Origin of the sequence: Anabaena sp. FACHB-595, from assembly GCF_048568275.1 — a bacterium.
GTDB lineage: Bacteria > Cyanobacteriota > Cyanobacteriia > Cyanobacteriales > Nostocaceae > Trichormus.
On sequence record NZ_CP183473.1, the window covers coordinates 5,730,357 to 5,745,167 of the forward strand.

At 39.8% G+C, this 14,811-nt stretch carries 14 protein-coding genes; 7 read left to right on the plus strand and 7 right to left on the minus strand.

What is annotated here, in order from left to right; translation table 11 throughout:
* Nucleotides 1–17 precede the first annotated feature (17 nt).
* The 3 genes from ACN222_RS24050 to ACN222_RS24060 all read left to right on the plus strand — a co-directional run bounded on the left by ACN222_RS24050 (nucleotide 18) and on the right by ACN222_RS24060 (nucleotide 2,461).
* The gene (locus ACN222_RS24050; RefSeq protein WP_010998944.1) at nucleotides 18–506 is read left to right on the plus strand and encodes a hypothetical protein; all 489 of its coding nucleotides are present in this window, start codon (nucleotides 18–20) and stop codon (nucleotides 504–506) included.
* 411 nt (nucleotides 507–917) lie between these two features.
* Entirely contained in the window at nucleotides 918–2,162 is a 1,245-nt protein-coding gene (locus ACN222_RS24055) for a DNA cytosine methyltransferase (RefSeq protein WP_010998945.1), read from the plus strand.
* On the plus strand, nucleotides 2,135–2,461 hold the full coding sequence (locus ACN222_RS24060) for a hypothetical protein (protein ID WP_231865490.1): 327 nt from the start codon (nucleotides 2,135–2,137) through the stop codon (nucleotides 2,459–2,461). Before ACN222_RS24055 ends, ACN222_RS24060 begins: the two co-directional genes overlap by 28 nt.
* On the opposite strand, the gene ACN222_RS24065 is transcribed toward ACN222_RS24060, so the two are convergent.
* Nucleotides 2,458–3,251 (minus strand): IS5 family transposase gene (locus tag ACN222_RS24065; protein ID WP_096637171.1). Its coding sequence is split into 2 segments (ribosomal slippage): nucleotides 2,458–2,912 and nucleotides 2,912–3,251, totalling 795 coding nucleotides; the frame shifts between segments, so codons are not numbered across the junction. The genes ACN222_RS24060 and ACN222_RS24065 overlap by 4 nt on opposite strands.
* 80 nt (nucleotides 3,252–3,331) lie before the next feature.
* Here ACN222_RS24065 and ACN222_RS24070 point away from each other — a divergent pair.
* Nucleotides 3,332–4,024 (plus strand): Bpu10I family restriction endonuclease, encoded by a 693-nt coding sequence (locus ACN222_RS24070; protein ID WP_231865576.1) that lies wholly within the window; start codon nucleotides 3,332–3,334, stop codon nucleotides 4,022–4,024.
* Nucleotides 4,017–4,373 carry a hypothetical protein gene (locus ACN222_RS24075; RefSeq protein ID WP_010998947.1) on the plus strand — a complete coding sequence of 119 codons (357 nt, stop codon included), beginning with the start codon at nucleotides 4,017–4,019 and terminating at the stop codon, nucleotides 4,371–4,373. Before ACN222_RS24070 ends, ACN222_RS24075 begins: the two co-directional genes overlap by 8 nt.
* Before the next feature lie 6 nt (nucleotides 4,374–4,379).
* On the opposite strand, the gene ACN222_RS24080 is transcribed toward ACN222_RS24075, so the two are convergent.
* Complete coding sequence (locus ACN222_RS24080; protein ID WP_044522357.1) at nucleotides 4,380–6,293, minus strand: GTPase family protein; 1,914 nt, start codon at nucleotides 6,291–6,293, stop codon at nucleotides 4,380–4,382.
* 778 nt (nucleotides 6,294–7,071) lie between these two features.
* On the opposite strand from ACN222_RS24080, the gene ACN222_RS24085 reads away from it, so the two are divergent.
* On the plus strand, nucleotides 7,072–8,130 hold the full coding sequence (locus tag ACN222_RS24085) for a DUF1350 family protein (RefSeq protein ID WP_010998949.1): 1,059 nt from the start codon (nucleotides 7,072–7,074) through the stop codon (nucleotides 8,128–8,130).
* Nucleotides 8,131–8,326: 196 nt separating this feature from the next.
* On the opposite strand, the gene ACN222_RS24090 is transcribed toward ACN222_RS24085, so the two are convergent.
* Nucleotides 8,327–9,601 carry a serine hydrolase gene (locus tag ACN222_RS24090; protein ID WP_010998950.1) on the minus strand — a complete coding sequence of 425 codons (1,275 nt, stop codon included), beginning with the start codon at nucleotides 9,599–9,601 and terminating at the stop codon, nucleotides 8,327–8,329.
* Nucleotides 9,602–10,241: 640 nt separating this feature from the next.
* On the opposite strand from ACN222_RS24090, the gene ACN222_RS24095 reads away from it, so the two are divergent.
* Entirely contained in the window at nucleotides 10,242–10,907 is a 666-nt protein-coding gene (locus tag ACN222_RS24095; protein ID WP_395939708.1) for a sugar transferase, read from the plus strand.
* Here the strand turns inward: ACN222_RS24095 and ACN222_RS24100 are convergent, their stop codons facing one another.
* The 4 genes from ACN222_RS24100 to gmd form a co-directional block, all read right to left on the minus strand.
* Nucleotides 10,908–11,747 carry a carbohydrate ABC transporter permease gene (locus tag ACN222_RS24100; protein ID WP_010998952.1) on the minus strand — a complete coding sequence of 280 codons (840 nt, stop codon included), beginning with the start codon at nucleotides 11,745–11,747 and terminating at the stop codon, nucleotides 10,908–10,910. It lies immediately after the preceding gene.
* Nucleotides 11,748–11,783: 36 nt separating this feature from the next.
* The gene (locus ACN222_RS24105) at nucleotides 11,784–12,365 is read right to left on the minus strand and encodes a 5-formyltetrahydrofolate cyclo-ligase (RefSeq protein WP_010998953.1); all 582 of its coding nucleotides are present in this window, start codon (nucleotides 12,363–12,365) and stop codon (nucleotides 11,784–11,786) included.
* Nucleotides 12,366–12,461: 96 nt separating this feature from the next.
* Complete coding sequence (locus tag ACN222_RS24110) at nucleotides 12,462–13,406, minus strand: GDP-L-fucose synthase family protein (protein WP_010998954.1); 945 nt, start codon at nucleotides 13,404–13,406, stop codon at nucleotides 12,462–12,464.
* A 24-nt stretch (nucleotides 13,407–13,430) separates the two neighbouring features.
* Nucleotides 13,431–14,510 (minus strand): GDP-mannose 4,6-dehydratase, encoded by a 1,080-nt coding sequence (gene gmd / locus ACN222_RS24115; RefSeq protein ID WP_096637211.1) that lies wholly within the window; start codon nucleotides 14,508–14,510, stop codon nucleotides 13,431–13,433.
* Nucleotides 14,511–14,811 lie beyond the last annotated feature (301 nt).

The following is a 14,811-nucleotide window of genomic DNA, read 5'->3' on the forward strand; positions in this document are numbered from 1 at the left end:
GCCTTTGTTAATTACCAATGCCACCCAGAATAACAAACCAAGATACCTGGCACCAGGCCGAACTCCTCATGCAGCCTGCTTTTATTCGCGTTGTTGATAATCTCCGCAAGCAGCTAGATGAATCTGCTTGGAAAGGAACTTACCAAGATGTGTTAATTTGGCCCCCCCACACCACTGATGAAACTAAAACTTTGGTGACACAGTTATTGCAAGAAATGGAATCTGCAACCTTAGAACAGGCCGATGCCATCAGAGAGACTTTGGCTAAACTGCCAATGCCCCACCCAGGATATCATTTATGTTTGCAACGTCAAGACCAAAGTGCCAGTATCGATTTGTGGGAACTGTGTTATCAGGTGTGTTTCTGTAATTACACATCTGGGAGTGAGGTGGTTGATATTGATACTAGTTTAATTGATGAAACAGGTGAGGTCGATTGGCAGCGTTTGGAAGTGAAGACTAAGGAATTAGTTGAGCAAGTGTTTGCAAGTTTACCAGAAGGGTAGGGATGTTGCGATCGCCTAGTGTAGGCTGATAAGTCATAGAACTTATTGGTTTATTTCCTCATGTACAGACTTTGGGGTGTGAATATCGATTTACTGTAGTTTCTCATCAAGAAGTGTGATGGGCTATCGATTTACTGTAGTTTCTCATCAAGAAGTGTGATGGGCTACCGTTGGCGATGGCTAATTTAATACTTGTCACTTTCTGCCAGCCACTCAAGAATTTACTCTTCTCCATTAGCATTAACATATTGGCAGAATGAAAGTAAAAAACTGTTTACGTGCGCTGCATTAAGTGAGTTGCTTAAGTTGCGTAGTTGTCATTCCAGCAGTTTACAGAAAGACTAGATACCCTTGACAAAAGAGTACAAAGGTATCAAGCTAATTTTCTCAGAACTTAAATGCTTTAAATGTATGGTACAAAGAGAACAACCTATTGCTATTGATTTGTTTGCAGGGGCAGGAGGCTTTGGTTTAGGTTTTGAAATGGCAGGCTTCTCTGTACCTTTATCTGTTGAAATTGATACCTGGGCTTGTGATACACTACGCTACAACCGCCCTGATTCAACAGTTATTCAAAATGATATCGGTAACTTTAGTACAGAAAATGACGTTAAGAATATCTGCAACTTTAAACCTGATATTATTATTGGCGGGCCTCCATGCCAGGGATTTAGTATTGCTGGGCCAGCCCAAAAAGATCCTAAAGATCCTAGAAATGGTTTATTCATCAACTTTGCACAATGGATAAAATTTCTTGAACCTAAAGCGTTTGTCATGGAAAACGTAAAAGGATTGCTATCAAGGAAAAATGCAGAAGGTTTTAAAGTTATAGATATTATTAAGAAAACATTTGAAGAACTTGGTTATTTTGTCGAAGTATGGGTTTTAAATGCTGCGGAATATGGCATTCCGCAAATTAGAGAACGTATTTTTATTGTTGGCAATAAAAAAGGTAAAGTACTAGGTATTCCTAAAAAAACACATTCTCTGCAATTTTTAAATTTAAATAGGTCTCAATTATCGATCTTCGATGATATGAGTATTATACCTGCACTAACTTTGTGGGACGCAATATCAGACTTACCAGAACTTAATGCGCGTGAAGGAAGTGAAGAGCAACCCTATCATTTAAAACCTCAAAATACTTATCAGACTTGGGCTAGAAATGGTAGTGCTACGCTTTACAATCATGTTGCAATGGAACATTCTGACCGTTTAGTAGAACGTTTCCGGCATATAAAATGGGGTGAATCCAGTTCGGATGTATCTAAAGAACATGGAGCTAGACGACGTAGTGGTAATGGTGAATTATCAAACAAATCATATGATCAGAATAATCGCCGTTTAAATCCTCATAAACCGTCTCACACTATTGCTGCGTCATTCTATGCTAATTTTGTCCATCCTTTTCAACATCGAAATTTAACAGCCCGTGAAGGAGCTAGAATCCAATCTTTTCCAGATAACTATAGATTTTTTGGAAAAAAAACTGTCGTATCTCATAAACTATTGCATCGAGAAGAAAGATTTGATGAAAAATTTCTTTGTCAATATAATCAAATCGGTAATGCTGTACCCCCTCTTCTCGCTAAAGTAATTGCACATCATCTTCTAGAGAAATTAGAGTTATGCCAACAACTGATAGAAATCCTCTAGTGCATGGATCAAATCTTGAACAAAAAGAGAATCATCGTACAAAATACAGAGATACTGAAAGCAGGACTTTCCTTAGAGAAATCAGAACTGAATATGACAAATGGCATAAAGCAAATATGAACCTGGTTGGACCAAAATCAGAAATTACTGACCAAGATGATTCAATTATTACTCAAAGAGTGGAACTTCTCACTAAATATAAAGATTTTTTAGATCAGCAGCATTATGCAGAAAAATTTGATTCAAGATCCAACCTTCATTCTAGTGTTTTAGAGACCATTTATAAAGTAAATCTTTAGACGACTAGACGACGTAGCATAATACGAGTCATAACGGCATATATGGCAGCCTCACTCATTTCTGGGAGACGCTCATAATCCTTACTGAGACGACGGTACTGGTTTAACCAGCCAAATGTTCTTTCTACTACCCACCGTTTGGGCAAAACCTGAAATTCTTGATTAGTACGCCGGATTACCTCAACATGAGCTTGAATCATCAGCCAAACAGAGAGCGCAAATTTATCACCGTCATAGCCGGAATCAACCCAGATGACTTCAACTTTTTCCAGTAATTCTGGACGCTCTTCTAACAGTTCCATCAAAGTATAGGCGGCAAGTAATCTTTCTCCAGCATTTGCTTCACTTACAACCACTTTTAACAAAAGTCCCAGACTATCAACCAAAGTTTGCCGCTTTCGTCCTTTTACCTTCTTGCCACCATCAAAACCGTACACATCCCCCTTTTTTCAGTCGTTTTTACCGACTGGCTGTCTGCCGCGATCGCCGTGGGTTGAGTTGACTTCCCCATTTTTTGACGAACTTGATCGCGCAAAGTATGATTCATTTGCTCCCAGATACCTCGTTTTTGCCATTTACGATAGTAGCTGTAAACAGTTGAACTAGGAGGAAAATCCCCTGGAAGCATATCCCACTGACAACCTGTTTTCAGATGGTAGTAGATAGCGTTGCATACTTCTCGCATATCAGTTGTTCGGGGATGCCCACCGCATTTAGCGGGTGGAATCAAAGGAGCTAAAATTGCCCATTCTGAGTCATTAAGGTCTGTAGAATAAGACTTTCGTCTCATTGTTTCCTATGTAAATACACTCTACAAACAGTATCTTATCGCTGCCTTTTTATCTGATAGCTCTCCTTTAGATTTACTTTATAAATAGCCTCTTAGAAGAATTTCTTTATTATTTATTTAAAGATTTAGTACAAGATTTCGGGCAGAACGCTCTTATTGGTAAGTCACACACGTTCAAAGATATTTTCTTCGTACCACCAAAATATTCTGAAATGCTCAAGCGACCTTATGCGCGAATTGAGAGAAAAGATCATGATTTCGTAATTGGTGCAACTGTTCAAGCATCGCTTGAAGCAGCACCTCCTCCAGAACAAGATAATACTCCTGGTGAAATACTTGCAATTTTAAAGGAAGAGCCTGATACATATTCTGAAGTGACAGTCACGGGTAATATTGAGACACATATTTTTGATATTCCAGTTGTTGCAATCGAATGTAAAACATATTTAGATAAAACCATGCTTGAGGGATCTTCACGCGCAGCAGAGGATTTAAAAGCGAGAAATCCTAACAGTTTATACCTTGTGGTTATGGAATGGATAAAACTGACCAATGATGTAAATTTACGAAAATATAAAGTTGATCAAATTTATGTACTACGTCAGCAAAAAAATACTGATAGAGAGTTTAGGTATGAGTCAACTTACATAAAAAATTCAATTAATCCAACGGTAGTACAACATCTTTTCAAGAAGGTGCAACACCATTTAATAAAGGATTGGGCCGGTGGTATTGAGTCTGGGATACAGCGTGGATGGTTAATTGATGAATAAACAACACGTATTATCTCCGCCCGTCCAGCTACTCGCAGAGAAAGAAAACTATATGAACAAGCCTGATGAAGAACTGCAACTACATTTAAAAGCCCGTGCAGCAGAAACAGTGTCAATAAAAATACCAACAGATACATTAGAAGCGCTCAAAAAAGTTGCAGCTAGTCGAGATATGACAGTTGAAGCTCTACTCAGATTTTACATTGGGCAGAGTTTGCGACAAGACTTAGCTAAATTATTTTCTGAGCGTGTACTGGAATCAACTGCTCAAGTGTTAGCACGGCATATCCAATCAGAAGATGAAGTTCTCACAATTATTCGAGAAATTCAAGCTGAAACAATTCTTTAGTTAATCTCAAATCTGCTGTAAATAATAGTCGAAACGCTGTCGTAATTGTTCAACTGTGAGATTTTGAGTCCAGTATTCAACTAGCGCATGACCAAAAGCCCAGGCGTTGCGGTCTGGTGTGGTGGGGTTTTCTAAAAGTAGCGGCCACAGAGATAATAAGTCAAAGTTGAGGGTGCTGGATTCTTCTGTTTTTAATAGTGAGAATAAATCATAAGCCATTTGCAGTTTACCAATGACAATGGGTAACTGTTCTACGGGAATTTGTTCTGCTAGTAGGTAAGCCAAGGTTGGGGAACCAGTGGAAATGGTAGAAATGAACTGAAGCACTGGACTTTTGAGTAATGCTGTCAATCCTTGGGTGGTTGCCATTTGTAATGTGTAGTGGTCGATGATTTTGGCAGCAGCTACAGTACGGGCTTCTAGGTTACGCAAAAAGCGGGCGAGTCTGAGTTGTTTGGCTGGGGCGATCGCCTGGATTAATCCCAAGGATAAAGCCTCTATTCCCCAAGCAAGTCTACCTGTTTGTGTATCACCTGTGACAATGGGTAGGACTAGATTACAAAAGTCTCCTAACAAGTTAGCACGGTACTCTGTAGCTTCGCGGATGGCAATTTCCTTGGGTCTGTTACCCAATTCCCAATCATAAGGCGGTTGCCATTCACGGATGGGACGCAGACGATCTACTTGAGTAACTACAGCGATCGCGGGGATGTCTGCAACTGTGGCTTTGATTTCTTGCAAAAAGTCCACATCCATTTGTAAAGCGGGGTCAAGTACAGGAGTGACTAACAGTAATAAGTCGGCTTTGGTGGCATATTCTAATACGGAATCCCGTAAATCGCCCCGTTTAACTTGTTCGTATCCTGGTGTGTCTAAGAGATTCAAGGTTTCCCCATCTTGGGTTTGCCAGTGGTAATTTTGAATTTCGGCGGTGCTGGGTAACACATCAACTTCTGCCAAATTACTTTGGAAGATTGTATTAATTAAACTGCTTTTGCCTGCTCCCGTTCTTCCTGCCAGTAAAATATTTACAGGTTTCTGGGTAACTTTCTCGACTGGCTGGGCTTGTGCGAGAATGTTTTCTAGTGTTTGAGTTTTGGTTTTTGGTAAGGTTGGGGTAGAAACGGTAGCTGTGGAGATATTTACTGTAGTTCCACTGTAGAGGGCGATCGCCTGGCGACACAAGTTTTTTAAAGCGGCTTCCCGCAGTAATTGCCCCAAATTCACCAATAATTGCTGATTTGCTTGATTAGTTGTTCCCTTAGTTGCCCGGTTAGCCGCCGCAGCCACAGGATTTAACAACCACTGCGCCCAGTTCCATGCACGCCAGACCTTCCGCGCTGATGGTTCTAGTTTGCGATACACTTCGTATGCTTGGTATGCTTGCCCAATTGTTACCTGATTGAGTGCTGGTGATAACTTCTGCATCCATTGATCTAAGTCATCGACTGTTCCCCGAATCAATCCGTAAGCTTGGGGTACGTAGATATTTAGTAAGGGATACTGCACCTGGGGATAATAAATCAGGGCGATCGCTCTCACTAAATCTTGACATCTTTGCCAAAATGTTGTCCAATCTTCCCAAATTGGGCGATCGTTTTGGGCGATTGTGAGAATTTCTTGCAAAGCTGCTTCTGCTTGTTGTGTCCTATCACTACTAACAATTGGTGTTGTATCCTCCACCGCAGATTTGAGTTCTTCTTTAACTTCGGCTAATGCAGCTTCTATTTGCCGGATGGCTGGTTGTGTCCATTTCACCAACAACCAACGCCAAGCTACAAATGCCAAGGTAAACACAGCCCAAATCCAACTTAGTCCCCAAGCATGAATCTGCATCCCGGCGGATACTAGTAAGAAAATAATTATGGAGGCGATCGGCATTGCCAATATCACCCACTGCCACGGTTTTAAACGCACCATTTCCCCATACCTACCTGAATTAAAGTTACTGTACTGCTATCATTCATCCCAAGACTGTTAGAAAATAAAGCCAAAATCAATCTTTTTAAGTTTATAAATCAACAGACATATACTCGATAGGTTAACAAACTATAGGACTAGTATTGGATTTGTGAAATATACATAGAGCAATGCCCACCACAACCATGATACGGTGGGCAATGCCCACCCTACAGATACTTAAAGCATTTCCATAATCAAATCTGATTCCTATCGAAGAGGTGTAAAAACTAATTAATAGATTATGCTTACCATCCCCTCTTGTTTAACTACATAGGTTCATGAGTCGTCTTCAGGAATAACGACCTCTGCTGTTGTATCAAGACTTGTTGGTAAATTAGTTATGTCAAAAGTTAGTAATTAAAGCGATGTCTAAAAATTTATTGTAAACAATAATCACAAAACTTTGGCATTTTTATTTAGGCTAAAGTATGACATTATGAACCGATTACTAAACGGACGTAAATATTTTACTTCTGATGGCGACTTTAGTAATCATAAGATAACTAAAGTTTCATACTTGCAGAAGGACTTATTAGGACTTACGCATGAAAACGAAAGGTCAAGGGTTTGGAGAAGGGTATAGGGGAATAAATGTTTGAAACCCTTACACCCTTACACCCGGTCTCAACAGAAAATTTTAGTGCGTAAGTCCTAATTATGAACAATTCAATTTAATCATGGTCTTCTCAATCTTGAGAATGTCTCAATTTGTCGTGTTTATCAGGTATAAAAAATTATGAAAGCAAAACTGAGATTTCAACCTGTTTCGCATAGCTGGGTAGCTTTACATCCAAAACCCAAAGGTGTTATTCAATTTATTGGTGGGGCTTTCTTCGGTACTTTTGCCCCCATGCTATTCTATCGCTATTTATTACAATATCTATTTGATAACGGCTACACTATTATTCTTCTACCTTTTAATTTTACCTTTAATCATTACGTAGAAGCAGGGTTTTTAATCAGGGAAGAATATGAAATTACCCCACAGTTAATTAGAATGGCAAAGCTTGCTAATTATGATTATCAAGTTTATTTAAATGATCGGAAATTTTCCTGGATAGGACATAGTATTGGCTGTAAGTATATTGCTCTTTTGGAGGCTTTTTCTGCATTACCGCAACAGCCCAAAGAACTGGAAGAATTGATTCGTGATATCGTAACCAAAACATCAAACCCATCAGACCAGGCGAAAAATGAACGCAAAATTCAAAGTATCGTCGAAAATCTAGAAGTCCTCATGAATGATCTCCAGCAACAACGTGCTAAAGCAACCCAATTAATTAAATATTATCTTGGGTATGAGCCAGATACTTACTGGGATAGGATGGAAAATCCAAATATTGACAAAACTTTCTTTAAAAGCATCTTCATTAAAGGACAGACATCTATACTTTTAGCGCCTGTCAATACTGGTACTGATAGTGCAGTTCCCAAATTTTTAGCAAATATTATTGATAGATTAGGCTGGGGTGTTAAACCCAGTCCTCAAGAAACTTATGCTTTAATTCAAGCTACCAATCTCTTTAATCTTCTGGGATTGATTCGCTTCAAATCAGATAATATTGCTAAGTCAACGGGTGACTGGTTTATCAATGTTTTCAAAAAGCCGCCAACAGATTTCCAAAATTATTTAGTCGGTGGTCATTTAAAACCTTTAGGTATTCAACTCGGTGGTTATGTAGTGAATTTTCCCGATAGTCCACCTATGATTGAATCGCCCCAAAGACGCAATTCCGAGTTGGAAATATATATAGATAAATTGCTTCAGGCTTTAGAAAAAGAACGACAACTATAGCAATTTTCATCATCTTTGCAACAAATGGATAACAGTAGGGGCGCACAGCAACACCCCTACTAAGCTAATGCGCGCCTAAATTGCATAACTACTAATAAGGGCTGTTGACTGTTAACTGTTAACGGTCAACAGCCTTCACGATGGATTATGCAACTTAAAAGCAGAATAGTTTAGCTCATATCCCATGAAGCTATAATCAAAAGTTTCTCGCTGATGTTGGTTGGTCTAGATAGCCATATACTAGGCGAGAAACTTGATTGATGAAAGCTCTAGCTCTAGCATCACCAAAAGGCCTGGCTACTATGATGCCTGCCAAATAACGTTTACCAGAGGGTGTTTGGATAATTCCCGCGTCTCCTAAAACTCTTCCAAGAGTCCCTGTTTTATGGGCGATGACTGCACCTTTACCCAGGCCTACTGGCAACAAGCTTCTATTTTTACAGCGACTCATAATATCCATAACCCGTGAGTTGCTGGTAGCACTTAGCAGCTTATTGTTAGAAATCAAAGCAGCTAATCTTACTAAATCTTTAGGACTAGTTTTGTTAGTTCCCTTAAAATCTCCTAGCAAATTACGAATGACTGTATTTTGTAGTCCCCAAGTGCGAAATTTTTGATTCAAGCGATTTTTACCACCTAATCGGTCAATAATCATGTTCGTGGCGGTATTATCGCTGATAATCATCATTTTGCTAGCAGTTTCCATCAGCTTAAATCTACTGCCTGCTTTTCTATATTGCATCGTTCCCGAACCACCAGTCATCAAGTCACGCCGCATCACCAAAGTTTCATTGGGGTTAATTCTGCCAGCATCGATTTCTTCAAACAAAGCAATGAGAATCGGAAATTTAATTGTGCTGGCTGCGGCAAATGTTTTTTCTCCATTGATATCTAGATACTCGCCAGTTTCCATATCTAAGAAAAACATCCCGGCTGAGAGAGAACTGTAGCGATTCATCAATCGTTTAATTTGAGAATCTAGCTGTGATATTTCTCTACTTAAAGGAACAACTCCCGCAAATTCTAAATTATTACTTACAGGAATTGAGATTTTTTCTTCACTTGCTCCTGTATGGTCAACGTCCTTCTTAATAGCTGAGAAATTGAGAATCCAATGTGAGGCGGAATCACCTTTAATTACTAACTTGTCAGGAGAAGTTGTATAACCTGGTGCTAACTCCACCACGATTCTGGCAGTATTATTCTCAACCTTACCAACGCGAATTTCTCGCACGGCGGCTCCAAAATTTTTACGTTGTGTATTAGCTTTGAAACTTGTTCCTGGTAAGTCGATGACAATTCTGTCTGGATTATTAATTAAAAAAGCTCTGGGCTTAACTTCTGAATCTGTCGTGATATTCAGTTGATTTCGATTTGGATCAAATTTCCATGATTCTAAACGAGCTGCATTTGCTGGAGTAGATAAAAGAATTGTGCTGATGAGACCGAGTAAGAGAAAAGGTGACTTCATGCGTGTGAATTGTGAGGAGCTACAGAGATTATTTGCAATATTTTCCGGCGTTTTTTTAATTTTCCGGAAGGTGCTGTGGGAAGGTGATATTTTTGCCTATTTTCTGACATCGAGACGTTTGCAGATGCAAATAGTTCCAATGCAAATTCAAGACATTAAAGCCGACACTTTATCCTTCGTAGTAACGATTGGTCAATAGTAAATCAACCTATTGTGTTAGCCACGGTTGCTAAATTGATTGGCAGTAGGCAAAGAAAACAAAAGAAGCCGTATCAAGATTACAATAAATCCTGACTCCATAAATCAAAAATCATCTTAGTTTGACAAAAAATTTCTCCCAGGTAGAGACTAAACCTAAAATTATTCAGTTACATGGGCTAGTTTTGACTAGTACTGATCTATAGCGCAGCGATCGCCGCCATATTTATCTGAGAATACTTAATTAAAATATAACCAAAACTTAAAATGCACCTGTCAAATTAAAAGATTGTATGAACTCCAGGCAGTAAATTTCTAATGTCAGGGAATTTTTGTGTATATTTACACCTAGCATAGAATAATTTATTTGACGAAAAACTGAAAATTTAACTTTACAGTCATGTCCGTACCTGATTTTACTCCTAAGCCGGAACATTTCACTATGAATAGATTAGCTATTGTGAATCATCCAATGAATGCGGACTTTTTACAACAGCCTGTACACTATTCAACTATTAGCGTTAGAAAAAGATTAATTGATATTATCGGTGCTATTGTGGGGCTGATAATTACAGCCATTATCACAATCCCCATAGCTATACTTACTATTATTAATGATCCTGGGCCAATATTTTATTCTCAAATTCGTTGCGGTCTGAACGGCAGACATTTCCGCATTTGGAAATTCCGTTCTATGGTGGTTAACGCCGATAAAGTTAAACATTTAGTAAAAAACCAAGCTCAGGGTCACATATTTAAATCGGTGAATGACCCACGTATCACCCCTATGGGTCAATTTTTGCGTCGTACCAGCTTAGATGAGTTTCCCCAATTTTGGAATGTTCTGATAGGGGATATGAGTTTAGTGGGAACCCGTCCACCCACACCTGATGAAGTCGTTCACTATGAACCACGTCACTGGGAACGATTACGGGTTAAACCAGGAATGACGGGAGAATGGCAAACTAAAGGTCGTTCCAACATTAAAGATTTTGAAACTATCGTACAGATGGATTTAGATTATCAACGTAAATGGTCTATAACTTACGACCTCAATCTGATATTAAAAACCGTGTGGGTAGTGCTAAAAAAAAGCGGTGCTTGTTAGTTAACCTTTGACACCACTACCAATATCTGTTTCTACGATGTAACGCTGTAGTATAAGAAATAGTAACAGTACAGGGGCGATCGCAATTACGGAACCAGCCGCAACCAAACGCCAGTCAAGGGAAAACGTCCCCGCCAGTTTAGCTACACCCAAAGGCAAGGTATACAAATTCTCATCTTGAATCACAATCAACGGCCACAGAAAGTCACTCCAAGCGCCGATAAAGACGAAAATAGCTAGAGTTACCAATGCTGGTCTTACCGCAGGTAACATAATATGCCACCACAAGCCTAACTCCGAACTACCATCCATCCTGGCAGCTTCTTCTATTTCTTTGGGAACACCCATAAAAGCTTGTCTTAAAAGGAAAATACCAAAAGCAGAAGCCAAACTGGGAAACATCATACCGAGATAAGTATTGCGTAAGCCCAACTGCACAGTCAAAATGTACAGTGGTATCATCACGATTTGGAAGGGAATCATAATCGTAGAAACGATCGCAATAAAAATCCAGTCTCTCCCCGGAAATGATAGTCTTGCTAAGGGGTAAGCGGCTAAGGAGCAAAATAAGAGATTTAACCCTACAGTCAGTACAGAGACTAAAGTACTGTTGTATAAATATTGCCCAAATGGCAGAGAATTCCACACCTTAAAAAAATTATCTACCGTTGGTTGATTTGGTAATAACTGCGGTGGAGACTGAAAAATATTTTCTGTAGGTGATTTTAAAGCAGTGCTGATGAGCCACAACAAAGGGAAGAGAGTGATGAAGGCGATCACACCTAATAAACCATACATTACCAGCGTTCGCCAGGGTGAATTTTGCGTTTTCCAATTCATTCTGTTCGTTAACAGTTGACGGTTGACAGTTAGCCGTTAACTATTAACATGAAAAGATGTTTCTGTCAAGACTGCTTGTAAAGGCTGATCCCAATTTTCTATGGGTAATTGAGGCAAATAAGCAAAATCAAAGACAATGCCAATGCTTGGCTTGGTTGACCATTCCGGAGAACTCAGTAGGCGATCGTAGTAACCTCCTCCGTAGCCTAAACGGTATCCTTGATAGTTACAAGCAACGCTGGGAACGAGAATTAAATCAACTTCCTCAGGGTCTATGGTTGGCGCTTGTGGATCAGGCTCTTTGATACCGTAAGCGTTGATATTTAAGGAATCTTTAGGTATCCAACTATGCCACCGCAGGGATTGATCAACGCAGCGAGGAAATCCCCAACGGTGGTGAGTATGGGCAAATAAGGAGCTAAGATCAGGTTCTTGACGAAAGCTGAAATAGGCCAGTATAGTTGTGGATTGAGTAAAAAGAGTGGAAGATTGTAATAGACAAGAGATGCGATCGCTCTTTTCTCGCCATTCTCCAATAGACATAGACTGTCGAGTTTTGATTAAACTCCGACGTAATTGAGATTTAGTTAATACTTGATGGTCATTCACTGCGCTCATATTCAAAGATGGGGTATAGGAAATAGGGTACTGAGGATTGGGAAGAGGTTACAAAAATATTATTCATCCCATTACCCATTACCCATTACCCATTACCTAAGCAGCATTTTGCCGATACCAGTCAATGGTATTTTTCAATCCCTGTTTAAAGTCTACTTGGGCTGTGAAATTAAAAGCTTGCTTCGCTCGTTCGGTATCCAAACAACGGCGGGGTTGACCATTGGGTTTATCGGTTTCCCAAATAATTTCACCTTTAAATTCCATCAATTCACAGATGAGTGTGACTAAATCGCGGATGGAGATTTCGTAACCAGTTCCCAAGTTGATTGGTTCGGAGTCATTGTAGAATTGAGTTCCCATCACAATACCCCGCGCTGCATCTTCAGAATAGAGAAACTCGCGGGTAGGACTACCATCCCCCCAAACTGGAAACTCTTTATCACCCCTAACTTGAGCTTCGTAGACTTTGCGAATTAACGCTGGGATGACATGAGAACTACCGGGATCAAAGTTATCCTCTGGCCCATATAAATTTACTGGCAGCAAGTAAACGCCATTAAAGCCATACTGCTGACGATAAGATTGCAATTGAACTAAAAGAGCTTTTTTAGCAACTCCGTATGGAGCATTCGTTTCTTCTGGATAACCGTTCCACAGGTCGTCTTCTTTAAATGGTACTGGGGTAAATTTGGGATAAGCACAGATTGTACCCACACACACAAATTTTTCTACTCCAGCTTGATGGGCAGCATGGATTAATTGAGTACCCATGATCAAGTTATCGTAGAACAACTCTGCGGGTTTTTCCCGGTTGAGTCCAATACCACCCACATGAGCAGCTAAGTGGATAATAATATCTTGTTGATCTACTGCACGTTGGCAATTTTCCCAAACACGTAAATCCAAGTCACGCGATCGCGGTACACTAATTTTCGCCGTATCAGCTCCAGCTTGACACAGCTGATCTATTACCTGACGACCTAGAAACCCTGCCCCACCAGTGACAAGAATCCGTTTATTTTTTAGTTCTAAGGCGGTCATACTTTCATCCTTGGCAAGAATTAATCAGAAGTGGAGTACACCCAGTTGTTGACGAATAGTAGCAATATCCTGGGGTAGGATTGAAGTATTACCATTGGGAGAAGTCTGACCTAAAGCTTGCAAATCGGCTTCTACCATTAGTGCTACCAATTCGTTAAAGGTGACAGAAGGCTTCCATCCCAATTTCTGTTGTGCCTTGGTAGGATCACCAATTAATAAATCTACTTCTGCTGGACGCAGATAACGCTCATCAAACTCTACATAATCTTGCCAGTTAAGATTTACATAGCTAAAAGCCAACTCAAGAAATTCACGTACTGAGTGGGTTTCGCCGGTAGCAACTACATAATCATCTGGTTGTTCTTGTTGCAACATCAACCACATAGCTCGGACATAATCTTTGGCATAACCCCAATCCCTCTTGGCATCAAGATTACCCATATAGATGCTTTTCTGATTGCCGGCTACAATCTGGGCAACAGCTCTTGTAATTTTGCGGGTGACAAAAGTTTCACCGCGACGAGGTGATTCATGGTTAAAAAGTATGCCATTACAAGCAAATAAACCGTAAGATTCCCGATAATTTACTGTTTGCCAGTGGGCATAAACTTTGGCACAAGCGTAGGGACTACGGGGATAAAATGGTGTAGTTTCGCTTTGAGGTACAGCTTGTACTAAACCATACATTTCCGAAGAACCTGCTTGATAAAATCGTACTTGAATACCTGTGCGTCGCTGGTAGTCACGGATAGCTTCTAATAACCGTAGTGTTCCCATACCTACGGCATCTACTGTATATTCTGGCGAATCAAAACTTACTCGCACATGAGATTGAGCGCCTAAGTTATAGATTTCTGTTGGTTGAACTTCTTCGAGAATTCGGCGTAGTGTTGTACCATCGGTTAAATCACCGTAGTGAAGAAATAACCGCGCTCCTTCTTGGTGGGGATCTTCATAAATGTGATCGATGCGGTCTGTATTGAATGTGGAAGTCCGGCGAATAATACCGTGAACTTCATAACCTTGTTCTATGAGAAATTCGCTTAGATATGAACCATCTTGACCAGTAATCCCAGTTATTAATGCTCGCTTGTTTTGGTTCATGCTTTGTTTATTCCTTATTCTCGGTGATGAAATTTTCGCAGGTCAATTGATACAACCTAGCAGGTAATGACTAAATTGCCTAACGGTAAACTTACGCGTTTTAAAGAGTACCCGGATTGTATCGTAAATAAATATACTGAAATAAAGAGCAATTTTTTCTGGCAACTCAGCTTTAAGACTCACAAGTCAAGTTTTTTAAAGCATTTTACCCTTTTTATCAGCGATTTTACCAAGATTTTTCTTGGCCAAAACTTTACACAAATGTCACTTTTATTAAGTTGGAATTAATCAAATATTGAAA